Origin of the sequence: Bacillus sp. AFS012607 (assembly GCF_002558005.1) — a bacterium.
GTDB classification, from domain to species: Bacteria; Bacillota; Bacilli; order Bacillales; family Bacillaceae_G; genus Bacillus_A; species Bacillus_A thuringiensis_S.
On record NZ_NTVM01000011.1, the window covers coordinates 104,879 to 128,259 of the forward strand.

The window sequence follows — 23,381 nt, forward strand, 5'->3', positions numbered from 1 at the left end:
TGTAAGTTCATATTTTGTTGATGTACGCATTTAGTCTATAGTCTTGTTTCTACTTTGTTCACAAGAATTTATTAACTTTAATATTTGGGCGGAATTTATATTTATAAATGGAGGGGTTCTTAATGAATCAGTTTCAACATGAACTACAAACATTAAATCTTAATGATTATCAAACTGGTAATGTTGTGTATTGGGATCAACAACAAAGTCAATATCCATACTACTACATTCAAGACGATGCACGTCGTTGCGGAGGATGCGGAGGTTGTGGTGGACGCTGTGGCGGTTGTGGCGGCGGTAGATGTGGTGGCTGTGGTGGACGTTGCGTAGGTTGCGCTGGTTGTTTTGGTTGCTTTAATTGCTGGAACTGGTGGATTATTTAAATATAGTACATCATTAATATTTTATATGAAAGAAAGGTGTAAATACTGTTTATACTTTTCTTTCATGCTGTAATTTTGTATTAGTGTTAAGGGGGATTTATTTGTATACATACGAAAAGTTGATTTCTTGGGTAGAAAATATAAAAGAAAAAAATCAAAGTTCTGCTGCAGCACTTTGTATTATAAAAGATAATAAAATCGTGCTAGAGCATTATAGTGGTTATCACTCAAATACATCTACAAGCAAGAAAGTAACAGCACCTTCACAATTTAACGTTGCTTCTGCTAGAAAAAGTTATTTAGGATTAATAATAGCGTATGCGCTTTATGAGGGGAAAATAAACTCTATTGATGATGAAGCGATAAAATATTTTAAAGACTTTGATCCTATATTGCTTGGTAAAACGACGATAAGACATTTAGTAACACATTCGTACGGATTAGAAGAAACGAATGACGGGACAATTTTTCGTGAATTTGAACCGGGACAATCATGGGCGTATAGAGATATTAATGTAAGAATGATGACACGTCTTATTTATCAGCTATATAACAAAAGTTTTCCTGAATTGTTAAAAGAGCGTGTTTTTAAACCTGCTAAATTTCAAGAAACAGGATGGAGAATACAGCAAGATGAAAATTTGGTTGAAATTATTAATAATCCAAATGAAGACCCGATAAGTGGAATTGGTACAGTAAATGATGGTACTGAAAAAAATCTATTTGTCTCAGCTAGAGAATTTGCGCAGTGGGGCAATCTTCATCTAAATCAAGGCATGATACATGATAAACAAATCGTTCCAAAAGAAGTTATAAAAATTGCTACGAGTTTGCAGAGTCCAACATTTATAAACAAAGAGCTACCACAAAATGGGGTGTTTTGGTTCATCCAAAATGAGCCTGCACAATTAAGCGAACTTGGTGAACGTATTCCAAAAGGGTCGTATCAAATATTAGGGATTACTGGACCGACTATTTTAGTAATACCTGAATATAATGTAGTTGTTGCAAAAATGTATAATAAAAGATATAACTACGGCGGTGATAATTACTTATATTATTTACGTGAATTTAGTAATTTAGTCGCTGATACATTTAGTAACCGTATTAGGGCATAATTACTCCTATAACAAAAAGGGGTGATTGAAAGTGAAAGATAAAGTGAACAAAAATAAAAAGCAAAATATAAAAGATGTAAATACAGAGCAAAATGCAATTTATAGCGATCCTAAAGATGCAGCTAATATGCAAACTGTACCGCAGCCGAAAGATTTTGATGAAATCGAATATTAATTTTTCATCCGACTATATGATGAATGAAAAATACGTCTTAAGTCTCATAACATTTAAGAAATTATTTGATAACATATATACATAAGCATTTGAAAATGTCTTATCTTAACAAAGCTTTCTTTAGAAATATCTGATATAACCTGCAAAAGGCACTTCTTTATGAAGTGTCTTTTTGTGTATATGAACTTAATTACCATTTTCCGTACAGTATCTTGTAATTTATGATGGATATACTAACTGTGAAAATTCATGTCAAGATAAAAGAAGGGGACAAGTTAGTATGAAACAAAGTTCTATAAATCCGTTACTAATTGTTCTAGGTACAATCATTGTTCAAATTGGCCTTGGAACAATTTATACATGGAGTTTATTTAATCAACCCCTTGTAAGTAAGTTTGGATGGAATCTTAATTCAGTAGCGATAACTTTCTCCATAACAAGTTTTTCTTTATCATTCTCAACTTTATTTGCAGCAAAGTTGCAGAAAAAATTAGGACTTCGAAAACTTATTGCTACTGCAGGAATTGTTTTAGGACTCGGCTTAATACTTAGTTCACAAGTTTCTTCTTTACCACTATTATATTTATTAGCTGGTGTCGTTGTTGGTTATGCGGATGGAACAGCTTATATTACATCACTATCTAATTTAATTAAATGGTTTCCAAATCGGAAAGGGCTTATTTCAGGTATATCTGTATCAGCGTATGGAATGGGCAGCTTAATCTTTAGATATATAAACGGAAATCTTATCGATAACCTTGGTGTATCACAAGCATTCTTATATTGGGGTATTATCGTGTTACTTTTAGTGTTAATCGGATCGTTCTTCTTACGTGAGGCAATTGTAAGTAATGCTGTAACTGAAACATTACACAATGACTATACTCCGCGTGAAATGATGCGAACGAAACAAGTATATCTCCTATTTTTTATGTTATTCACCTCGTGTATGGGTGGTTTGTATTTAATCAGTATGGTAAAAGATATCGGCGTACAACTCGTTGGACTTAGCGCAGCAACCGCTGCAAACGCCGTTGCTATGATTGCAATCTTTAATACAGTAGGTAGAATCATTCTTGGGACGTTATCAGATAAAATCGGCCGAATGAAAATTGTCTCTGCAACGTTTATTATTATAGGATTGTCAGTCTTTACTTTAAGTTTTATTCCGCTAAATTACGGAATCTATTTTGCTTGTGTAGCAAGTGTCGCCTTTTGCTTCGGTGGTAATATAACTATATTCCCAGCTATTGTCGGAGATTTCTTTGGATTAAAAAACCATAGTACAAATTACGGCATTGTCTACCAAGGTTTCGGATTTGGTGCGCTTGCAGGATCATTTATTGGAGCGATACTCGGGGGATTTCAACCAACTTTCATTATAATCGGTGTTTTAAGTGTTATTTCCTTCATTATTTCAATATTAATCCGTCCACCAACTGCAGAAAAGAAAAAGGAACTAAAACATTTACATCGGAAAGTTGCTTAATTTTAAAAAGAGTCCTCATGTTAGGGCTCTTTTTTATTCCATTAACTTTGCTTCTTTACTAACTCATTAAAGACAGGACAATATCATTATAAAATTGAATAGATAAGTAAAAAGGAGCGTGACACTTAAAATGAAAATAGTACAGCAGTGGGTACAAGAAGATAGTGATTACATAAGAGAGAAAGTAATTGAATATAATCAAAAATATCTCGCAGATGAAGAAAAAACACCTTCAGAAAAGGTTAGTTTCATAGTAAGAAATGAAAAAGAAGAAATCGTAGGTGGGGTAACAGCAATAATTTTTTGGCACCATGTACACGTTGACTTTCTATGGGTTTCTGAAGAATATAGGCATGAAGGTTACGGAAACAAGTTAATAAAGCTTATTGAAGAATTTGCAATTGAAAAAGGTTGTAGGTTAATTAATTTAGATACCTTTAGTTTCCAAGCTCCTGATTTTTATAAGAAACATGGATATAAAGTAATTGGAGTAAGTGAAGATCATCCGAAAGGACATAATCATTATTATTTAGAAAAACGGCTAAAAAGTATATAGAATTTGTTAACATTAGTATTTGGAATACAAATGTAATCAAGGCGAGGTTATTATTAATTTTAGTTTTAATTTAATCAATTTTCATGCTAAAACTTCAAGAACGTTCTTTGGATAATCTTCCTAAGATACGTTCTTTCTTTATATATCAGTGGCCCATTCTTATTAACTCCACCAATAGCGGTAAAGGCAAGACTTAACTAACTTATATATATTAAAAGGAGTTAATGGTAGAATGGATAGAAGACAGAAAATTCCTTTTATTAAAAATAGAGGAGGTACATATGAAAAAAGTTAATGTTACATACGCGATTTTGTACGATAAAACTAATGAAAAGATCTTAATGGTAAAAAACACAGGGGAAAATGGTTCTTATTATACATTACCGGGTGGCGCAGTTAAATTAGGAGAAACCTTAGAAGAAGGAGTAATTCGGGAAGTAAAAGAAGAAACAGGGTTACATATAAACGTAAAAGGGATTTGTTCTATCAGCGAAGCCTTTTTCGAGGAAAGAGATCATCATGCAATTTTCTTTAATTTTCTAGGCGAAATAATCGGCGGGGAGACATATATATCAAGACCAAAAGAAATCGAAGAGATTACTTGGATGGAATTACATATAGCAGCACCGTATTTACGCATACCAGAACATTTACTAGATTTATTACAAAAGAAAGAAACAGTACCTTATTTTTTTAACGGAACAATCGTTCATCAATCTTCATAAAAATATTATCTCATGTAAGGCGGGGAAAACATGGAGTTCATCGTTAATCACAAACAATTTACTCAAGCACTTTCAGAAGTTAACAAAGCGATATCAACAAAATCTTTAATTCCTATATTATCTGGTATAAAAATAACTGCAGATCAATCTGGAATTACTTTAATTGCAAGTAACTCGAATATTTTTATTGAAAAATTCATTCCTGTTTCAATTGAAGACGAAAAAATTGCAACTATTTTAAAGGCAGGAACTATTGTTGTACCTGCAAAGTATTTCATTGAAATAATAAAGAAAATGCCAAGTGATATAGCAATAAAAAGTAAGAATGAGCAAATTATTAAGATACAATTAGAAGAAATCACATTAAGTTTAAATGGATTTCCTGCAGATGAGTTTCCGAATGTACCGCTTATAGACAATCATGCAGAAATCAAGGTAGAGACAGAGCAATTGATTGAAGTATTTAAACAAACAGTCTTTGCGGTAGCGAAAAATGAATCTAGACCTGTTCTTACTGGGGTGCATATAGAGTTATCTAATAATAAGTTTATTTGTGCTGCAACTGACTCACATAGACTAGCGATACGTGAAACGCGACTTTCCTCAGATGTAAAAGCAAATTGTATTGTACCAAGCGCAACCATTAGTGAACTTCTAAAATTAATGAACAGCAATTCGGAATTCGTATATATTTACCTTTCAGAGAGTCATATTATATTTACGCTGGGAACAACTACATTATATTCAAGACTAATTGAAGGGAAATATCCTAATATTTCTAACCTTATTCCAAATGACTTTAAAACGATTATTAACATAGATAGAAAAAAGATATTACAAGGTGTAGACCGATCAAGTTTATTAGCAAGTGAATGGGCCAATAACAATGTTAACTTAGAAATCATAAACGAATCTACAATTAAAATTTCTTCAAACGCTTCTCAAATTGGGCAAATATCCGAAACGCAACAAATAGATGCGATTCAAGGTGAAAAACAATTAAATATATCTTTCGATGGGCGTTTTATGGTTGATGCTTTAAGAGCAATAAAAGAAGAAACGATTACTTTAAGCTTTGGCGGTTCTATGAGACCGATATTGATTGAAGCAGGAGAGCAATCTGCAGCAATCCATCTTATATCTCCAGTAAGAGCTTATTAAAAACGGAGGAAGGAATCACATTATGTACAAGCACACTTTATGTTTTATAAAAAGAAATGAAGAGATACTTATGTTAAATAGAGAATATGATCCGGTAAAAGGATTATGGAATGGGGTAGGAGGAAAGATAGAAAAGGGAGAAACTCCTTTAGAAAATGCGATTCGTGAAATAAAGGAAGAGACTAATATAAAAGTTACGTATGACCAAATTCAATTTAAAGGTATTATTAAATGGGAGGATTCTTCATATTCTGGCGGTATTTATGTTTATCTAGTAGAGTTACTTCATGAATTTACATATCACACTCCAAAAAAAGTCTCAGAAGGAATTTTAGATTGGAAAGAGGTTTCTTGGATTCTTAGTGACTATAATTACGGTGTAGGAGAGATGATACCTAAATTTTTAGTTGAAGTGCTCCACAATGAATTAATATTAGAGCATAATTTTATTTTATCTAATCATAAATTAATAGATTATAGGAATAAAGAATTAGCTAAGCAGGACAACTCTATAGATAATATAATTCCATTATAAAAAGTAAGAATCGTAATCTATCATACACAGCAAAATAATTATCACCTAAATATAAAAGCCATAGATTATTCGAAGAGTAGCTAAGGAGAAAATTTATATGAGGATGAGTGTGATGAAGAAAATAATTTTTTTACTCATAGGTATCGTTTTAATTACTATTGCTTTTTATCAATACAACAAAAAAGAAGGTTTAGCTAAAAATGATAAGGTGTATGTAGAAGACTTTAAAGGTAAAAATGATTCAAACAAAATACAATCTGCTATTAATAAAGCAGAATCTAGTAAAATTAAAACAGTATTGCTTGATGATAAGAAGTATAAAATTACGTCACCAATCGTAGTGAAACAGGGTGTAAAGTTATTATTTGGTTATGGAACACAATTTGTTGTTGAAGGTAATTTTAGAGTTCTAGAATTAGAAAAAAACGCTTCTATTGAAGGAGCTTATATAGCTATAGATGATCCTAAATTTAATTCTGAAGTTATATATTTAGACGGAAAAAATAAGTATTATAACACTTGGCACAAAACACAAATAAAAGATATAAATATTATCAATTGGACAGAAACGAATAAAGGTACCGGCATTTCTTTGTATTCTGGTGGGAAGGAAAATGAAATTTCATTTATTAATTTTGAAAATATAAAAGTTGTAGGCATGGAAACTGGGGTGAAATTAGTAGCAAAGAAACCACAATCTGGACATGCATGGATAAATGCCAACCGTTTTATGAACTTCTCTCTCGAAGATTGTGTAAATATGATTTTTATGGATAGTAATGTAACAACGCCAAATGAAATTAGTGGTAACCTATTTACAAACCTTCAAATACAACCTACAAATAAAACGAAAAGTATTGTAAAGGTAAGTGGACAGCATAACGAGTTCCATGGAATGGTGTGGGATTTACAGAAAATCAATCACGAAAACGAACTCATTGAACTAAATGATAAAAGTATGAATACAGTGATTGAAATGTCCAGTGTACCAGCAAATAGAATTTTAGATAGCGGGAAATCAAATATAGTGAAATAAGTTTAAATACAGAAAAAGAGCGAATTCCTTATAAGAGAGTTCGCTCTTTTTCTATTTATAATTAAATTTCTCTCCACCAAGCTGTTGAAGGATAGTTTGTAGATTTTAACGTAATAGATTCGCCAATTTGAGGCGTTGTAATTTTAACTTCTAAACGGTTAGCTTCTTTCGTAACACGCTCTATCGGATCACTCCATTCGTGTAATGCTAATGTAAAAGCACCCCAATGAATCGGAAGAAGTAATTCTCCTTGTACATCAATATGAGCTTGTACAGTTTCTTCAGGCAACATATGAATCGCAGACCACCTCGGATCATATTGTCCGCATTCCATCAATGTAAGATCGAATGGACCATATTTATCACCAATTTCCTTAAAGTGAGGGGCATAACCGCTATCGCCACTAAAGAAAATTTTAGTCTCTTGACCAAGGATAAGCCATGAACACCATAATGAACAATCTCTATCTGTCATACTTCGTCCAGAGAAATGCCTTGCAGGCGCACATACTAACTTAATATTATCAAACGTAATTTCGTCCCACCAATTATGCTCACTAATTTTACTAGGCGAAACACCCCATTTAATAAGATATTGTGCAACTCCAGTTGGAACATAAAAGTGCTTTGCGCGATCTTTTAACTGCATAATACTTTTGTAATTCAAATGATCATAGTGATTATGAGAAATGATAATCGCATCAATTTCTTGAAGGTCATCACGTTCTAAAGAAAAAACACCACTATAGCGTTTACTATTAAACAAAGGAAATGGGGAAGAGGCATCTCCAAACATAGGGTCTAATAACAGTTTTTTACCTTCTATTTTCAAAAGAGAAGCAGAATGGCCAAACCATGTAACACTCTCTAACGGTTCATTATCTTTATTTGATAAAACGATAGGCAAACCTTTTATAGGACGCAGCTTTGATTTTATTTTAAAGTAATCCGTCATTAAACTTATAATATCTTTCGGTTTAAAACTCATATCAGTATGAATTTGATTTGTATATTTCTTATTCATTCGTTCTCCTTTTTACGATTAACAATTTACGTATGTTGTTATTGTAGCTATTTGTAGTTTAAACTATATTATTTTACCTTTCATCTAAAATGCCTTGTATTTCATAAATCCGTCAAATTCATTATTTGTATCTATAAAGTACAAATCGCACAGCAGCAGCTAAGACAAATATTAAGTACATGTAAATTGTTTTTATTTAGTAAATTCCTTCTTATACGCAACAGAGAACATACGTTTCGTTGTATGTTATAGAAGAAAATATGTCTCTAATAAAAGAAAGGAAGGAGAGGATGTAAGTGCACATAGAGCGAAAAAAGAAATCAAAATGTAAACTATCAAAATCTGAAATCATGCATTTGTATACTGAAGGGAAGAGCACCTCAGAAATCGCTGTGCTTGCTAATGTGTCTGCAAGGTATATTCGTATGGTTTTATCAGACAATAACGTACCAAGGCGTGCTATAGGGAGTTGGAAGAGAAAGTATGACATAACAGAAGATTACTTTAAAACGTGGTCAAACAATATGGCTTATATTTTAGGGTTTATAGCAGCAGATGGTGTTATACAGAAAGAAAATCAATGTGTCAGTATATCTCAAAAAGAAAGTTATATTTTAGAAAATATAAAAAAAGAACTAAAAACAAACCAGCCACTTTATCAAAACAAAAAAAACAAGCGTATACATGCTAAATATTAATAGCAAAACAATAAAAGACGACCTTATGAACATACACGGAATTATGCCATGTAAATCATTTAACATCGAATTTCCTTTTGTACCAGAAGAATATTTGCATCATTTTGTTCGTGGGTATTTTGATGGGGATGGTTACGTCAAGTATGAAACTTATACAGTTAATTTCGTAGGTGGATCATATAACTTTATGAATTCTTTACATCAAATTCTTCAAAATCGCAATTTACGAGCCGATTTACTAAATCAAAACAAACATTATCGCGTTATTTTATCTGGAAGAAAATCAATACAACTATTTTCAAATTGGATTTATAAAGACAAAGATATTTATTTGCATAGAAAATATGAAGTGTTTCAGAGAGAAAGTCTGAGTTTAGATCAATTACAAGATCGAAAATTAAAACAAACTCAAACTGCCGTTAAACAAAGAAAACAAAATTTCCTTGAAGAATATATGAAAAATAAATGTAATGCTACAACTTGTTCAAATTTAGAAATAAGCGAATCGGCTTTCAAACGTTGGCTAAAAAATGATAATCAATTTAAAAGAGATTATGAAAAGATTAATTTAACAATGTCCACTAGCGATAACTAAATATAAAATCCTAAAAAACCTTAGAATAGGTATGAAGATAGCTATTCTAAGGTTTTTTATTTTTAAATCATAAAGGATTCTTAATTTTATTGATTGAATATAGTAAATACATAGATTTTACAATTTTCTTGATAAAAAAGGAGAGAGACACCTTGCAAAAGAAATTTATCAATCCAGAAACGATGCCACCAACTTTTGGATATTCACATGTAGTGGAAGTTAGTAACGCTAAACGAACAATTTACATATCTGGACAAGTAGCGATTAACACTGATGGTCAAATAGTTGGCATTGGTGATTTAGCTACACAAACGCGACAAGTTTTCGAAAATATTAAAAGTGCATTAGAAACTTCGGAATTAAGATTTAATGATGTAGTAAAATTAACATTTTTCCTAACAGATATTTCTCAAATGGCCATGGTTAGAGATATACGAGATCAATACGTTGATACTAAGAATCCACCAGCAAGTTCAGCTGTCGAAGTTAGAAAGTTAATTAACGATAACTTATTAATTGAAATTGAAGCAATTGCTATAGCAAACTAATTTTAAGAACTTATCCGTAATCATATCAATGCAATTCGTTTAATGCGTTCAGTTAAAACGAATTGCATTTTTTATTGTCTTAAATATAATTTATATCTGGAGACATTTTCATCAACAACTTATAAAACAAACAACTAAACAATCCATCACACAGAATGATTAAAAAGAACGAGGGGAGGCTAATCACAAAAGCTGACTTATTTATAATAAGTTTATAATTTGAATTTAGTTAACATAATATATATTATAGGTAGTTATAGAGACAAAGCGATTACAGGTATCAAAAACCAAGTAAACTATACTTAATGAGACGGAACGGAGATTTTTAGTGAGATTCATATGAAATCTTATCTAAACAAATTTCTTCGGTTTTTATCGTTTTTATTTGTTATAAATTCATCACAGCAAATCTTACTCAATAATCGCTTAAGATTTAACGAATCCAAATCATTTTTGATCGGCAAGAAATTTTTATACAGAAAAATTATTTCTATACAAAATATAAATTAGTAATTTTATTTTATGTTTTACTTAATGAACTTATTGCTATTTGCACACGTTTTACAACTTTACATTATTTGTTGTTATTTCTGTTATTTAGGCTTGCCTTTCATTACACTCATTGTTTTTTATTCTAGTTAACATAACGCTTATTTTTAACATAAAAAATCCTCCTCACCTTCAGGAAGATTTTTTGTTTGCTATTAATTTATTTATATCTTCTAGTAACAATCCCAATTGTAAATGACATTGGAAAAATCTAGATTTAACAGCTCTTCCTTACGTATAAAGAAATTAGCAACCCCAGAATCGCCCCACATAATATTTAATGAATCGTCTGTATCGATTTGCAGCAATAATATGTCATGTTGCTGGTATTTTTCTTCCCATTCTCTCGGATCTGTCTGTGTGAAAAATGGATATCCACCAATTTTATGTCCTTGATCTTTACATAAATCATCATACAGTTCGCCTAATTCTATATTATTTTCTTCATCAACAATCTCTTCCCAATCAATGTTATCACTAAAAATCATTTCAAATCGATAATCTCTTGGTGTTACTGGTTGATATGCCAACTCAAACTTTAGTTTTGCTGCTTCGGGTATGATAAAATTCTCTAAATGTAAAGTGTTTAAATAACTAAAATCAGTAATCACCTTAGTTAAATCCGCTGTGATTGTAGAATGATAAACAATTCGAAAGTCTTTTTGGCTTGTGGGATGATCAAAATCTGCTCCAAAAAGATCTTCTTCAGGACTTACGAAAAACTGTAACAATCCCTTTTGAGGCATATATTCAACATGCGGCATTTCTTCAAAGTTTAACTGCGCAAGTAGCATCATAGGTTGTCCATTTGAGTCTTTAGGATGCTCTTGATCTATAGGTAAATACGGATAACCACCAAACTTACTTTCAAAAAGCGTTGTCTCTGCTAATGTTCCAGACACTTTAACATACGGTTTCACACTTTCTTCTAAAATACTACGATACTGTTCTAGTTCTTTCGGAATTTGAAGTTGATACGTATTCTTCACTACATTTGCCTCCCTTTAGTAACGAATTGAAAATGCCTAACTTAATTATATAGTAAGCGATAGCTTAATTGAAAATCGTTAAAAATCCATTTTCACCCTCATTTTTTGCGCGCTTGTCGGACAAAGTAAATTATGCTCTAAAACCTTTTTATTGATAGTTCGAATTAATTCCGCTGCTTCTGCCGTATTTGTATTTTCTTTTAGTCTTTCTTTTAAATCTTCAATTTCTTTTGAAAGCTCAATCCACCTAGGCAAAATATGATTATTTGCTAAAGTTCTATAAAGTTGCTTTTCAGGATTGTAAGAAAGATCTTTATCGAGATTAAGAGGTTTACCTTTACCAGGTAAATTATCAAAAGCTCCTTTCTGTTCTGCTTGTTTAACGATAGAACTAATATGATCCTCATACGTATACGACCAAACTTTTTCATCTTTTACTAAAATCTCTTGTTTCTTTAATTTTTTATCGAGTTCTTCCTGATTCATAGATTTTCTCTCCTTTTTATTTTATAGTGTGGTTTTTATCTATTTCAAAGCTTTCAATCCATCAAATAACTTTTTTCACCCTCACACGCTATCATGACCGTCTTGAAACTCTTCATAAGTGGTTTTGTACCCTTTATCTTTTAAAGCTCTATACAAGTGATTATTGGCCGTTAAAAGAGGTTTGTTTTCAAGTTGTCCTGCTACCATATAAAAGTGAAGTTGAGTTGCATTAGAATTTATAGATGAAATTTGATTTTCAATGCGAGGAATATCGTTTTCAAAAGTTAGTTCTTCTAGCTGATTAACATGATCTACAGCAATACATGGCGGTATTCCATTTTCTTAAATTAAATAATTGAGTGTTTTTGCGATTGAAGATTACTTAATGCATGGATTTTTATTAAAGACAATGAAATGTTCTTGAAGATGTGAAGTTTGAGAATAATTATGAGGTAGATCAAGATGTTTTGCCTTTGCTGCAATGTGGCAGTAAGGATATTTAATTTTGATAGAATGATATAAGAGTCTTGCTACACTTTTGTAATAAGACTCTTTAAATAAGTTATTTACTAGAATAATTGTCTATTGCTTGAATAGAAAGTTCAAACGATTTTATTCTTCTTTCTAAAAGCGTTCTTTGAGGACTCCCAAGCTTTGACTTAACGTAAATCTTTTCAATTGATGGAAGCAAACCAATCAGAACATTACGAGCTTCTGCTAAATCTTCCTGAGTATAATGATGAGTTTCTTGCTTCCAAACACTTTCTAACATAGCTAAGCCGATACTAGCTGCTTTGAGTCTTTTTTTCACTAAAGTAGTATTTGATCCTTTTTGAGTCATCTGTGATAAGGCATTTTCAAGTTTACTAATTGTTGACTGTAAAGATTTTATTGATTCTACTTTATCTATATTTGATACGTTTTTCATGTTAATGTTATCCCTTCTACGTTGCTAACTTGTTTTGTTTAATGTTCAATGAAATCCTTAAAAGCTTGATTTCACTCGAAATATTTTAACATAAATAACTAACTGTATTCGAGTTGGACAATAACTTAAAGCAAAACAGCTATTCCTCTCTCCTCCCCTGTATCATTCTATTATATGTACTTCTTTCTTCTCATTAGAATTCCTATATAAACTAATTGTTAATATTGAATGTTTTATGAACAAAAAACGTACAAGTAATGTAACCTGTACGTTTTCGCTTTTATTCAGTAAGGTAATAAAGTAATAGCTTCCTGGTCTTCTCATAACTTATGAAATCTCTATACAAAATGGGATAATTCACAATTTCTGTTTCTAGAAAACGATATTGCGGAAACCACTCAAAAAACGATTTTCTTAACCACTTTATTTGTTGAAACGTAATGTTCTGTTCGTTTCCATTTAGTACAGAATTTAAAGTAGCTGCTGTATGCATCCAATGATGATTAAAATCAGCGTTTATACAATTATCTTCGGTAAATCTACTTTCTAAGTTTCGCTGCAATTTTGCTGTAGCGCGATAAGGAAACGGTTTGTACAGCGGACTAGGCATTTTCTGCAATTCATTAAAAATAACCCTTTTTCCTAACTTCAACTTTCTCCTCCTTTATTTCTCTATCCAATTTAATAAGTTTTCATAATGATATTGAGCATCTATATAGCCAAGGTTATATAAATTAACAAGTTTCTCTTTATTTCTTTCTATTCCGCTTATTGGAAGCTGTACGCTAGGCTGAATGACATAAAAGTTGTCTTTTTGTTCTATTTGATTCATATAAGATATCGTCTCATTATAAAAACGATAATGTTCTACTAAAGATTCTGCGATATTCGGATATTTTCTATATAAAATTTTAGCCAGTCTAGAAAATTTATTCCGCTGCTTTTCGTATCCTTCTGGTTTTGTCATGATAACTACATTCTTTTCATAACCATCAGTTTGAGCTTTTAGAACTGGAATAGGATCTATAATTCCTCCATCTAACAACTTACGATTATCGTATTCTACAGCAGGTGCTATAAACGGAACTGAGCTAGATGCACGGATGATTTTTAAAATATCATTTCCATGTTCTATTTTATTATAATAAACAGCTCGTCCTGATTCGCAATCAGTCGTCCCTATAACAAATTGTTCATTACAGTTTAAGAAAGTTTGAAAATCAAACGGGACAATTTTATTAGGTACTTCATCAAATAAAAAGTCCATCCCAAATAATTCACGTTTTCGAATTAAATTTCGATAAGATATATACCTGTAATCTGATACTAGTTCTGTATTTACTTTCTTATTTCTCCCTTTTTGACGTGACAAATAGGTTGCCCCCATACAGGCTCCAGCTGATACGCCGACTACATACGGAAAGAATAAGTTCTTTTCCATGAAATATTCGAGTACACCTGCAGTATATAAACCTTTCATTCCTCCGCCCTCTAATACTAAACCGATATTCTTCATGTTATATCCCTCTGCTTCTTTTTTCTTAATTTCATATTAGCACAAGATTTTAAGATGAGGTTATATAAACTAATTACAACAATAACCAGAAACTACTAAAGTAATGTCATAATATCTTTGTGAGTAACATGTTACAATATAAGTAATTCATTCCACATATATTAAAGGAGGAATTTAATATGGGTTTATTTAGCGGTATTTTAGGAAATGCATCAAATACGAGTTCTGAAAGTGTAGAACGTGATTTAGAGAAGATTATGCTAGACGATGAAAAAGTAGAGCATGCTTATAAATTAATTCGTGATCTAATCGTATTTACAAATCGTCGACTTATTTTAGTAGATAAACAAGGAGTAACCGGCAAAAAAACAGAATACCATTCTATTCCTTATAAAAGTATTACACAATATAGCATCGAAACGGCTGGGCATTTTGATTTAGATGCAGAACTTAAAATTTGGGTGTCTAGTATGGAGGATCCAATTACGAAAGAATTTAAAGGTGACGATAGTATTTTAAGCATTCAAAAAGCGTTAGTGACATATACGACAAAGTAGTGGTTTCTTGTATTTTTATTCATTTCAGAAATTACTAACCCGAGTATTTTGGAAGAAAATACATCATTTTTGTATATTTAATCTAAAATAACATAAAAAGGTAAAGCGTGTTTTATATGCTTTACCTTTCTTTTTTGTAATAAATAAGTGTAGTTTTATCATTTAATTTCTTTATAACTTCTGTTCTTTTATACTCCATCTTTTCATACAAAAAACAATTTTTCTCTTCTTCTAAAATAGTAGCAAGTTCCCAGCTCGTTGCTTCAGGAAACATTTCCTCAATTAATGTAATCACCTTTTGAGCAATTCCTTTTCCTTGATAACCCGGATGAATAAACATTGGACTGATCCAAAATTTAGAGGGTGTTTCTTTTTGTGAAATGCATATCGCTCCAACAAGATTCATATCCACTATTATTTTATAGAAGCCACCGTTTACTTGATTTATTCTACAAATAGTTTTTTCGATAGTTTCATTTGCTGGATTTGTTTCATAGTCTTTATATTTATGTAATAAAGGGCTAAATGAGTCTATTTGCATTTGAAATATAACTTCTACATCAGTTTCTGTCGCCTTCTCTAATATAATATCCATGTTACCAATTTAGACGCTTTCTTAAAGAAGTAATATGAGCGGTATGATGACGACCATGCCATGCGTATAGTCCTATTGCAACAGCAAGTTTTGTTTCACCAGTTTCAGGATGGTTAAATGTCTTTTCTAAATCTTCAATTTCTAGAGAATATAAAAGGTTAACCCATCTTTTATGTAATGAATCTAGCATTACTAGTGAAACATCTACCGGTAATTTTGAATCGGGTAACTCTGCCCACTTCTCTTCTTTATACGGCTTAATAGTTGGATTCTTTTCTGTCAGTGCTAATTTAAAGCGTATGTAGCTATTCATATGGCTATCAACGACGTGATGAACTACTTGGCGTACAGTCCAACCTCCAACGCGATATGGTGTATCTAACTGCTTCTGATCTAAATCTTTAATTGCCTTTGTTAGTTCATGAGGTAAATCTTCAATTTCTTGAATCCATGTATCAATCATTTCTTCCGTTATAGGACGTTTGTATGTAAATTGGCCAATTGGATAACGCAAATCATTCATGAATAAGTCCTCCTTATTATAAGCGCGAAGTATTTCTCCAAATATAATGTACAAACTTCACATGTTCTCCATTTAATTCTACAGATGTTGTATCTGATTCGTTTTGATAAGAAGAAAATCCGCTTTTTTCTAGTACAATTTGTGATGCGAGATTATTAGTCGTTGTTTTAGCATAAATGTCAGTAATTTCATTATTTTTCGCTACATCTAAAATTAATTTTACGGCTGCTGTTGCAACTCCTTTTTTAGTAAATTTTTCTCCGACCCGATACCCTAGTGAACTAATTCGAGTTTCCGTATCTATATCTACTAAATTGATTCGCCCTACAATTTCTTTTTCTTCATTACGAATTAAATAAAAATAAGAATCTCCATCCGCTTGTTCTATTAATAAATCGTCTAGTAGTTTTTGGAAATATTCAAATTCAAAATATTTCGAGCCACGATTTGGTACCATTGTTTCAAAAAAAGATTTATTCGTAAGTTCAAACGTAAATAAATCCTTAACATCTTGTTTCTTTAGTTGCTCTATGTATATTTCCATCTCGTATTCTCCTTCTTGATTTACTAACTGTTATACATTCTTTTTTAATCAATTATATTCCTGCTATTTCTTTCGATTAAGCAATACAGATAGTAGCACTTTCGGATGAAAAAGATGAAATGGACTACGAATTAAATTCATCACTCGTACTAATCGAATATAAACATCAGAATTACTTGCGGATAGTCGATATATTTGTTTCGTATACCATAGCTGAAATTTTTGTTTTGTAGTTAATTCTCTCTTTAGCTGCGGGTGACGTGATATTTCTGTCGTTGTCATATCCCAAGGGGTTTCTATTATATTAGCTGTCTTTTTATAAAATTGTTGTGTAAATGTTTTATCAAGCTGTTTTCTGCCTTGCAGAAGTAATTGCAACTGGTGAGCCTCCATAGCAGCAACTGATACGCCTTGGCCGAAAACGGGATCAAAACGACATTGCGCATCTCCAACAACTAATAAGCCTTCTGGTACATTATTCACTAAATCAAATCGCCGGCGTACTTGATAAGGAATTTTGTATGTCTTTATATCAGTAATTCCCTCAGCCTTGTTTAGGAAGTCTGTAACATTAGAAATTGATAGGTTTTCAGCAAAATCATAAAACTCATCATCTGTTTGTGGTGCTTTCTCATTTGCGTATCCACTGAAAGTAACAAAATAACGATTATCTTCTATCGTTTGAATAAGAACGCCATAAGGGTTATCAGGGAAACTCGGAGACATTAGCATATTACAACAGTCTAACTCCTCATTTTCTTTAAGTTTGAACATTTTCGTTGCGTAAAATAAATCAATACGAACTTTCTCTTCTTTTACTTCAATTTCGTATTCTCGTAGCCATTCTATACTTTTTGAGCCAAATCCACTCGCATCAACTACAAGATCTGCATGAACTTCTTCTTGTGTGTCTGTCTCTAAATATTTAACTTTTACTCCACACACTTTGTTAAGCTTTGCATCTACCAATAACCCTTTAACCAATGTTTCATATTTAATAGTAATATTTGAAATTTGATGTATTCGTTTTTGAATATGCCATTCTAGCAAAGGACGACTTTGTTGAATCATATGTACTTCCCCTATGAACGGTTGTTTCCATAGACCGAATTGATGCCATTTCAAATCACGCGTAAAGTTGTTTATAATACTACCCGCTTCTATTAATTCGTTCGTAATATTAGGAAACAATTCTTCAATTGCGTTTTCTCCACCTTTTAATAACACGTGAGGATGATTACTTTGTGGAACTCTTTTTCTCGAAGACTTTCCATCCCATCTTTCACCAGCTTCTATAATGATTACTTCTTTAAAAGAAGTTGATAATGCTTTTGCTGCAAACTTTCCTGCCATACTTCCACCAATAACGATAGCCGTATTAAACATATTTTCCCCCTTAATAAAAAGAGATCCTGCCTTGTATGAATGAAACAGGATCTTAAACTAATTAACTTCTTTATCATTATACTTAAAATACATCAGTAAATTGCAACATTAAAATTAAAATACCTAATCCCCATACGTAATACGCGAATACTTTTAAGGAGTGACGTTTTAAATATTGAATCATCCATGAAACGGCTATGTATCCAAAAAACGCTGCTGATAACGTTCCGACAATTAAAGATGTACTAGAAATAGATTCTGCTTTCCCTTGAAAAACGTCTACAAATTGCAAAATAATGGCTCCGACAATGGCTGGCGTTGATAATAAAAAAGAAAAGTAAGCAGCAGTTTCACGGTCTAACTGCCTCCATAATGCAGCGACGATTGTCATACCAGAACGAGAAATCGCTGGGAAAATAGCAGCCGCTTGAAATGAACCGATAATTAATGCGTCTTTATATGTGATGTCATCCATTTTTTTACGACCATTCTTTTGTTTATCTGCCATGTAGAGAAAGAATCCGGTCACTAAAAACTCCCAACCGATCGTGATTCCTGTTTTTGAAATATCTTCAAAGAAGTCTTTAAACAATAAACCAATAACAACTGCAGGTATCGTCCCAACAATAAGTAATAACATGAGCTTTGAAAATGGGTTTTTAATTAAATATATAAATTCTTTTTTGTAATAAATAAACACTGCAAGTAAAGTCCCAATATGCAACATCGTATCTAAAAATAAGCCTGCTTTATCTAATTGAAATAAATGCCTTCCTAAATAAAGATGTCCGGTACTACTGATTGGTAAAAATTCTGTTAAACCTTGAATTATACCTAATATGAAAGCTTCTAACCAATTCATGATGGTCTCCTTTCTCTTTTGCTTGTACCAATATATGAGGGTTAAATTTTCGATATGAAAAAAACTATATTTCTCTATGAATTTACTTTTAATTTATGGATATATATGTAAAGAGAATTAAGGAGGGTTATTATGTGGAAGCACACAAAATTCGGTAATGTATTACTTTGGGTAGGCCCTATCCTTGTATTTTTAGGACTATGTATGACAAATGTTATTTCAGATATTCCTTTCTTTGAGGGAAAACATAAAACGCTTGGTATTGTACTTATATTTATAGGGATATTCTGTTTTATTGTGGCTAATCATTTGAAAAAAGGAGAAAGATATGAAGAATAAATCTAAATAAAAAACAATCCTGGCATATTAGCTAGGATTGTTTTTTATTAATGTTCATTATTTGTAGAATACTTTATCAACGTTATATTTCGCTTTATATTCATTAATGATATATGTTTCGTAAATTTCTCTTTCTGTTGGATCTTCTACGATACATGCATCAATGCGGTATACTTCATCACGGTGATTTTTAATTGGTGAAACATTATCTTCAAAATGCTTCTTAATACGTTGTCTAATTTTACGAGCTTTACCTACGAAAAGAAGTTCGTCATTAATATTGTAAAACATAAAAATGCCGCCTTTATCTCTAGGGAACAAGTGAAAATCGATAAATCCATTAATTGGAGTAATGATTGGCTCGTCTCCTTTAATAACTTGTTTACGTTCAGTAATTGTAACATCAACTTCAGGGATACTAATTTTAATCAAGTTCATTCACGTCCTCTTTTATTATAAAGATAAATAATAGCATACATAAGTAAGAAAAGCTATGTTCAGAGGCATATTTCATTTTATAATTCAAATATTATAGGTGTATCATGTAAATTGTTCTTCCAAATCATATGATCACTGGATTCGCCCCAGTAATCTTTCAATACATAGCTAGGTTTTCCAAACTTTTTCGTCCATATACTTTGCGCATTTTTATATCCACTATCTAAACAATATTCTGTTATCCCTCTGCTAAGTAATGTAAGAAACATTGTATGTAGTAATAAACTCCCTATTCCCTTTCTTTGATACTCCGGAAGTATGAATACAGTTCCTATTTCATACAAATTTTTAAGTACACCACCTGTACAACTATTAATCAATGTACTTGCTGGACCAATTTCGATTGTTCCAATGATTTTATCGTTACTTGTATCAATTGCTAATAAAAAGTAACGACTTTCTCCGTTACTATCAAAATCACTTTTCAAATACTGCTTTTTTGAGTTAATTTCATTTTCTATGTCATCCAATAATTGTGACAATCCTTCATTTTTGTATGTATTCGTAATAACTATCCGGAAAAATAAATATAGTTCATCTACATCATTCAAATTTGGTCTTCTAACTGCAACGTTAGTCATGAATGCATTCTCCAATCTTCATTATGCCATTGTCAATACAACACTTTACATAATCTATTCATCATTATTCTGCAAAAACCTGCATAAATCCAGCAGTATAGAAAGCTCAGTATAAATATTGATAAAATAATTTTTATGTCCATAGTTGTATGAACAGTAGGACCAAGTACCGGAAAACGGAAAACATCGAGAACGATCATAATCCCTATAAGTAGACAAGTCGCTGAAAAGGAAACAATCCAAATTCTCCTCTTGAATTTTAAAAAGGCTAGTCCTAAGGCTAGACCTAATAAGCCTGTAGTAAAAGGAAAGACAATTAGTTCACTTGGCTCAATAATAAATAATAGAAAAATAGTAAGAATATAAGAAAGTATTCCCTCACGAATAGAATAGAGAATAGCAAAAAAAATCGGCAATGTCGAAAATGGACTAATGAGCAAACCTATACCAGGAATTAAGTTCCCCGCTGCTTGAAACATGGTGGCCAATGCACTCATCAAAGCTGTAAGTACTAACTTATTCGCAAGGGACAAGTTTCTTTTATGAACAAAGCTTATATCATGCTCTATCATCAGTTGATACCAATAACGTACAAAACGATTCATTAAAATACCCCCTAAAGATACCTCATTCATTACTTTCTATATTATTCGTACACATATGGTTTATGAGTTACTTTCTCCAAGTTAATAGATGCTAATACATTGAAGATTTTTAGGGGGACAAGTTAAGTCTTGCGTTTTGGAAACAGAATAAATTCCTTATGTTTTTAGACTGAGCATTTGTATCGTATCAAGGAATAATTTCAAAAATGGTACCTTTGTTAAAATCAGTTACTTTCATAGAACCGTAAACTCCTAAATATAACCTAGTTTGAGCCGAATTTGTTCCTAAACTCATATAATAAGCTGCTTGCGTACCAAAATCATAATTGGTTTCAATAGCATGAAAGTCAGCATGTTTACCGTCTGTACCGGCTCTAGTATAAGCTAAAACACCCTTAACTGGCGGTCGAGAATCTTCTTTCTTAGCAAGGTCGGTAAAAACAACGCTACCCGTTAAATTTGAAATTGCATTTCCCATATATGGCTGAACTCCTGTAAGTGAAGTTCCTCCAAACTTATCGGTTCTAAAATCTTTATGAAAATAACTAAGTAGAGGCAGAATACGCTTCACTGAAGTTTGTATTGTTTCATCATAATAAACTATTGTTCTCTCATCCAAAGTCTGATTTTCGGAACAATGTCGTATAAAAGAAGTAGGTAAATCCCCTTCCCATCCTCGCCACCCAAAATTGATAAAACCATCTTGATTGGGAGTTAACCTCATAAAATGCATTTGAACAAGTTCTGTAACTGGTATAGGTTTATATTGAACAAATGAAAAAATAGACTCTACAATATCCTGTCCGACATTTCCGGTGTATTTGATATATTGATTATAAAACCTTTGAAATGAAATGCCGGTTATATTACGTACTCCTTTTGCAATTACTGTAAGTGTTTCTTGTATAGATAAAGGAAGGTCATTAAAGCGTGTAACTACAGGAGGGTTATTTATAAATGTATTTTTATTTACATCGATTTCAATTATTTTTCCTGCTATTTCTAAATCATCTTGGCTTAAATTAAATGGATCATAACCTGATCCGCCATCTCCATTTGTAAAAACAAGTTTTCCAGTCTCAGGTGAAAAGTTTAAACTATTGACTCCGTTATGATTAAAAAATGGTCTTCTTACATTCAGTAATGTTCGTCGCTTTTGAGCTTGGCCGTTAGATTGTAAAGTCCATTCTTCCACTGTATCAATGTGATCATATTGCGTATTTCTATTAACCCACTTTAAATTTAACGTTTTAGGGTCACAAGGATTCGGTTTAAATTGTTCAGAAAGTGCACCTGGACCTTGAGTTCCGGCTACTGAATAATGAAGATAAAATAAACCGTTTTGATAAAATTGTGGATGAAATGCAAGTCCTAGTAATCCTCGTTCATCATAACCGCTACTAGAAACACCTTCTTCAGATGTACCTAATTTAATAATTAGGTGACGCATATCTAAAAATTTCTTTATAACTCCGTCCCCTATGTAAAAAATCTCTCCTAATTGAGTTGCGATAAATAGTCTTTCGGTCGATTCACCTGGAAGTATCGTTGTTTTCAATACGGTTGGTAAATTTACGTTATGAACAATGGGTCGTAAATTAACTTTAACTTTTGTCAATTAACTGTACACCCCTTTTTCTTCTTTTTTATAGAAGAATATGATTAGAGTAGTTCTGTTAGTATTAAATAAGTCGCATTCCTTTTTATTACAATTTTGTATATAATATAAGTATCAATATACTGGGGGGACTAATTATGACACTCTTATTACAAATCATCGTACCACTTATATGTGCAATATACTTATTTACCCTCTATCATAACGGAACGTATGGATCAGCTTCATTTATTTTAGCAGTCATGATAGGAATTTTCGGTTTAGAGAATATTTTTCAATATGCTAGTCTAACAGATCATACTATTTATCCATATTGGGGAAGTTTGAAGGCTGTTGTTATCGTTTTATCAGTCGTATTTCTATTTAAAAAAGGTGGTTTAACAGGGAAATATTGATTTTTAATGAGGTACATGTTTTCTTGTTAAATTGCTTTTATTTTATAAAAGAAGAAATATTTATGTAAAAACAAGAAGGGATGTGATACATATGTCTATAAATATTATTTCAATAGTCTCTATCATAATATGGATTGTGTTAATTACAGAACTTATAAAACCTTCAAAAGAACAGAATGGACGAAAAATAGTAACTTTAGTAACTGCTGGTTCCGCATCAACACTAATTTTGACGGTTTCATTTATTCAAAATATCCCGTTTTGGAATTGATAGTGATATAACAACCAAAAATATGTATAAATAAAAAGATTAGGATTCACTCCTAATCTTTTTATTTTGGGGTAGCACCACATCGCTATCAAGCTA

29 protein-coding genes and 2 pseudogenes are annotated in these 23,381 nt (G+C 31.7%); 15 read left to right on the plus strand and 16 right to left on the minus strand.

The genetic code is table 11. The features are described from left to right. The first annotated feature begins 122 nt into the window (after positions 1–122). From CN409_RS13210 to CN409_RS13250, 9 genes are all read left to right on the plus strand, one after another. Positions 123–383, plus strand: coding sequence for a heterocycloanthracin/sonorensin family bacteriocin (locus tag CN409_RS13210; protein ID WP_001071342.1), 261 nt, complete (start codon positions 123–125; stop codon positions 381–383). A gap of 101 nt (positions 384–484) precedes the next feature. Further along, entirely contained in the window at positions 485–1,501 is a 1,017-nt protein-coding gene (locus CN409_RS13215) for a serine hydrolase domain-containing protein (protein ID WP_086390555.1), read from the plus strand. 31 nt (positions 1,502–1,532) lie between these two features. Beyond that, positions 1,533–1,676 (plus strand): hypothetical protein, encoded by a 144-nt coding sequence (locus tag CN409_RS31855; protein ID WP_000653680.1) that lies wholly within the window; start codon positions 1,533–1,535, stop codon positions 1,674–1,676. A 280-nt stretch (positions 1,677–1,956) separates the two neighbouring features. Further along, on the plus strand, positions 1,957–3,165 hold the full coding sequence (locus CN409_RS13225; RefSeq protein WP_000814378.1) for an L-lactate MFS transporter: 1,209 nt from the start codon (positions 1,957–1,959) through the stop codon (positions 3,163–3,165). 130 nt (positions 3,166–3,295) lie between these two features. Beyond that, entirely contained in the window at positions 3,296–3,721 is a 426-nt protein-coding gene (locus tag CN409_RS13230) for a GNAT family N-acetyltransferase (protein ID WP_000706899.1), read from the plus strand. Positions 3,722–4,002: 281 nt separating this feature from the next. Continuing rightward, entirely contained in the window at positions 4,003–4,446 is a 444-nt protein-coding gene (locus CN409_RS13235; RefSeq protein ID WP_000757615.1) for an NUDIX hydrolase, read from the plus strand. A 30-nt stretch (positions 4,447–4,476) separates the two neighbouring features. Next, positions 4,477–5,607, plus strand: coding sequence for a DNA polymerase III subunit beta (gene dnaN / locus CN409_RS13240; protein ID WP_097981520.1), 1,131 nt, complete (start codon positions 4,477–4,479; stop codon positions 5,605–5,607). A gap of 22 nt (positions 5,608–5,629) precedes the next feature. Then, the gene (locus CN409_RS13245) at positions 5,630–6,142 is read left to right on the plus strand and encodes an NUDIX hydrolase (RefSeq protein ID WP_002082688.1); all 513 of its coding nucleotides are present in this window, start codon (positions 5,630–5,632) and stop codon (positions 6,140–6,142) included. A 97-nt stretch (positions 6,143–6,239) separates the two neighbouring features. Beyond that, positions 6,240–7,178, plus strand: a complete 939-nt coding sequence (locus CN409_RS13250) for a hypothetical protein (protein WP_001242965.1) — start codon at positions 6,240–6,242, stop codon at positions 7,176–7,178. Positions 7,179–7,239: 61 nt separating this feature from the next. On the opposite strand, the gene CN409_RS13255 is transcribed toward CN409_RS13250, so the two are convergent. Continuing rightward, positions 7,240–8,202, minus strand: a complete 963-nt coding sequence (locus tag CN409_RS13255) for an MBL fold metallo-hydrolase (RefSeq protein WP_001037075.1) — start codon at positions 8,200–8,202, stop codon at positions 7,240–7,242. Positions 8,203–8,498: 296 nt separating this feature from the next. On the opposite strand from CN409_RS13255, the pseudogene CN409_RS32340 reads away from it, so the two are divergent. Together CN409_RS32340 and CN409_RS13270 are read left to right on the plus strand one after the other, a co-directional pair. Continuing rightward, a pseudogene (locus tag CN409_RS32340) lies at positions 8,499–9,495 on the plus strand (LAGLIDADG family homing endonuclease). A 152-nt stretch (positions 9,496–9,647) separates the two neighbouring features. Continuing rightward, a complete protein-coding gene (locus CN409_RS13270; protein ID WP_001169706.1) occupies positions 9,648–10,043 on the plus strand; it encodes a RidA family protein in 396 nt (131 codons plus the stop codon). A gap of 722 nt (positions 10,044–10,765) precedes the next feature. On the opposite strand, the gene CN409_RS13275 is transcribed toward CN409_RS13270, so the two are convergent. The 6 genes and pseudogenes from CN409_RS13275 to CN409_RS13305 form a co-directional block, all read right to left on the minus strand. Continuing rightward, positions 10,766–11,581 carry a YwqG family protein gene (locus tag CN409_RS13275; RefSeq protein ID WP_000799798.1) on the minus strand — a complete coding sequence of 272 codons (816 nt, stop codon included), beginning with the start codon at positions 11,579–11,581 and terminating at the stop codon, positions 10,766–10,768. A 78-nt stretch (positions 11,582–11,659) separates the two neighbouring features. Beyond that, positions 11,660–12,067: a DnaJ family domain-containing protein gene (locus CN409_RS32345; RefSeq protein WP_001070924.1), complete on the minus strand. Its 408-nt coding sequence runs from the start codon at positions 12,065–12,067 to the stop codon at positions 11,660–11,662. 39 nt (positions 12,068–12,106) lie between these two features. Beyond that, positions 12,107–12,520: pseudogene (locus CN409_RS32350) on the minus strand (hypothetical protein); the annotation flags it as partial. A 109-nt stretch (positions 12,521–12,629) separates the two neighbouring features. After that, the gene (locus tag CN409_RS13290) at positions 12,630–12,995 is read right to left on the minus strand and encodes a hypothetical protein (protein ID WP_000800304.1); all 366 of its coding nucleotides are present in this window, start codon (positions 12,993–12,995) and stop codon (positions 12,630–12,632) included. A 280-nt stretch (positions 12,996–13,275) separates the two neighbouring features. Next, complete coding sequence (locus CN409_RS13300; protein ID WP_000765972.1) at positions 13,276–13,647, minus strand: YxiJ-like family protein; 372 nt, start codon at positions 13,645–13,647, stop codon at positions 13,276–13,278. A 12-nt stretch (positions 13,648–13,659) separates the two neighbouring features. Beyond that, positions 13,660–14,511, minus strand: coding sequence for a patatin-like phospholipase family protein (locus CN409_RS13305; RefSeq protein ID WP_000789282.1), 852 nt, complete (start codon positions 14,509–14,511; stop codon positions 13,660–13,662). 179 nt (positions 14,512–14,690) lie between these two features. On the opposite strand from CN409_RS13305, the gene CN409_RS13310 reads away from it, so the two are divergent. Next, positions 14,691–15,068, plus strand: a complete 378-nt coding sequence (locus tag CN409_RS13310; protein WP_000522474.1) for a PH domain-containing protein — start codon at positions 14,691–14,693, stop codon at positions 15,066–15,068. 121 nt (positions 15,069–15,189) lie between these two features. Here the strand turns inward: CN409_RS13310 and CN409_RS13315 are convergent, their stop codons facing one another. The 5 genes from CN409_RS13315 to CN409_RS13335 all read right to left on the minus strand — a co-directional run bounded on the left by CN409_RS13315 (position 15,190) and on the right by CN409_RS13335 (position 18,978). Beyond that, complete coding sequence (locus CN409_RS13315) at positions 15,190–15,663, minus strand: GNAT family N-acetyltransferase (protein ID WP_000351398.1); 474 nt, start codon at positions 15,661–15,663, stop codon at positions 15,190–15,192. Position 15,664: 1 nt separating this feature from the next. Continuing rightward, a complete protein-coding gene (locus CN409_RS13320) occupies positions 15,665–16,186 on the minus strand; it encodes a YfiT family bacillithiol transferase (RefSeq protein ID WP_000999062.1) in 522 nt (173 codons plus the stop codon). 16 nt (positions 16,187–16,202) lie between these two features. Then, complete coding sequence (locus CN409_RS13325) at positions 16,203–16,730, minus strand: GNAT family N-acetyltransferase (protein ID WP_000409250.1); 528 nt, start codon at positions 16,728–16,730, stop codon at positions 16,203–16,205. A gap of 63 nt (positions 16,731–16,793) precedes the next feature. Further along, positions 16,794–18,116, minus strand: a complete 1,323-nt coding sequence (locus CN409_RS13330; RefSeq protein ID WP_000483450.1) for an FAD-dependent oxidoreductase — start codon at positions 18,114–18,116, stop codon at positions 16,794–16,796. 82 nt (positions 18,117–18,198) lie between these two features. Continuing rightward, on the minus strand, positions 18,199–18,978 hold the full coding sequence (locus CN409_RS13335; RefSeq protein WP_001104288.1) for an undecaprenyl-diphosphate phosphatase: 780 nt from the start codon (positions 18,976–18,978) through the stop codon (positions 18,199–18,201). 132 nt (positions 18,979–19,110) lie between these two features. Here CN409_RS13335 and CN409_RS13340 point away from each other — a divergent pair, with 132 nt between their 5' ends. Beyond that, positions 19,111–19,317: a hypothetical protein gene (locus tag CN409_RS13340; protein WP_000265474.1), complete on the plus strand. Its 207-nt coding sequence runs from the start codon at positions 19,111–19,113 to the stop codon at positions 19,315–19,317. 57 nt (positions 19,318–19,374) lie between these two features. Here the strand turns inward: CN409_RS13340 and CN409_RS13345 are convergent, their stop codons facing one another. From CN409_RS13345 to CN409_RS13360, 4 genes are all read right to left on the minus strand, one after another. Further along, positions 19,375–19,755 carry a nucleotide excision repair endonuclease gene (locus CN409_RS13345; protein ID WP_001048947.1) on the minus strand — a complete coding sequence of 127 codons (381 nt, stop codon included), beginning with the start codon at positions 19,753–19,755 and terminating at the stop codon, positions 19,375–19,377. Between the two features lie 77 nt (positions 19,756–19,832). Next, entirely contained in the window at positions 19,833–20,396 is a 564-nt protein-coding gene (locus CN409_RS13350; RefSeq protein WP_000185962.1) for a GNAT family N-acetyltransferase, read from the minus strand. Positions 20,397–20,428: 32 nt separating this feature from the next. Continuing rightward, complete coding sequence (locus tag CN409_RS13355) at positions 20,429–21,001, minus strand: hypothetical protein (protein ID WP_001079230.1); 573 nt, start codon at positions 20,999–21,001, stop codon at positions 20,429–20,431. A gap of 187 nt (positions 21,002–21,188) precedes the next feature. After that, on the minus strand, positions 21,189–22,619 hold the full coding sequence (locus CN409_RS13360) for a PQQ-dependent sugar dehydrogenase (RefSeq protein WP_000169959.1): 1,431 nt from the start codon (positions 22,617–22,619) through the stop codon (positions 21,189–21,191). Positions 22,620–22,756: 137 nt separating this feature from the next. Here CN409_RS13360 and CN409_RS13365 point away from each other — a divergent pair, with 137 nt between their 5' ends. Together CN409_RS13365 and CN409_RS13370 are read left to right on the plus strand one after the other, a co-directional pair. Next, the gene (locus CN409_RS13365) at positions 22,757–23,014 is read left to right on the plus strand and encodes a hypothetical protein (protein ID WP_000173569.1); all 258 of its coding nucleotides are present in this window, start codon (positions 22,757–22,759) and stop codon (positions 23,012–23,014) included. 91 nt (positions 23,015–23,105) lie between these two features. Then, positions 23,106–23,285 carry a hypothetical protein gene (locus tag CN409_RS13370; protein ID WP_000026325.1) on the plus strand — a complete coding sequence of 60 codons (180 nt, stop codon included), beginning with the start codon at positions 23,106–23,108 and terminating at the stop codon, positions 23,283–23,285. The last annotated feature ends 96 nt before the right edge of the window (positions 23,286–23,381 follow it).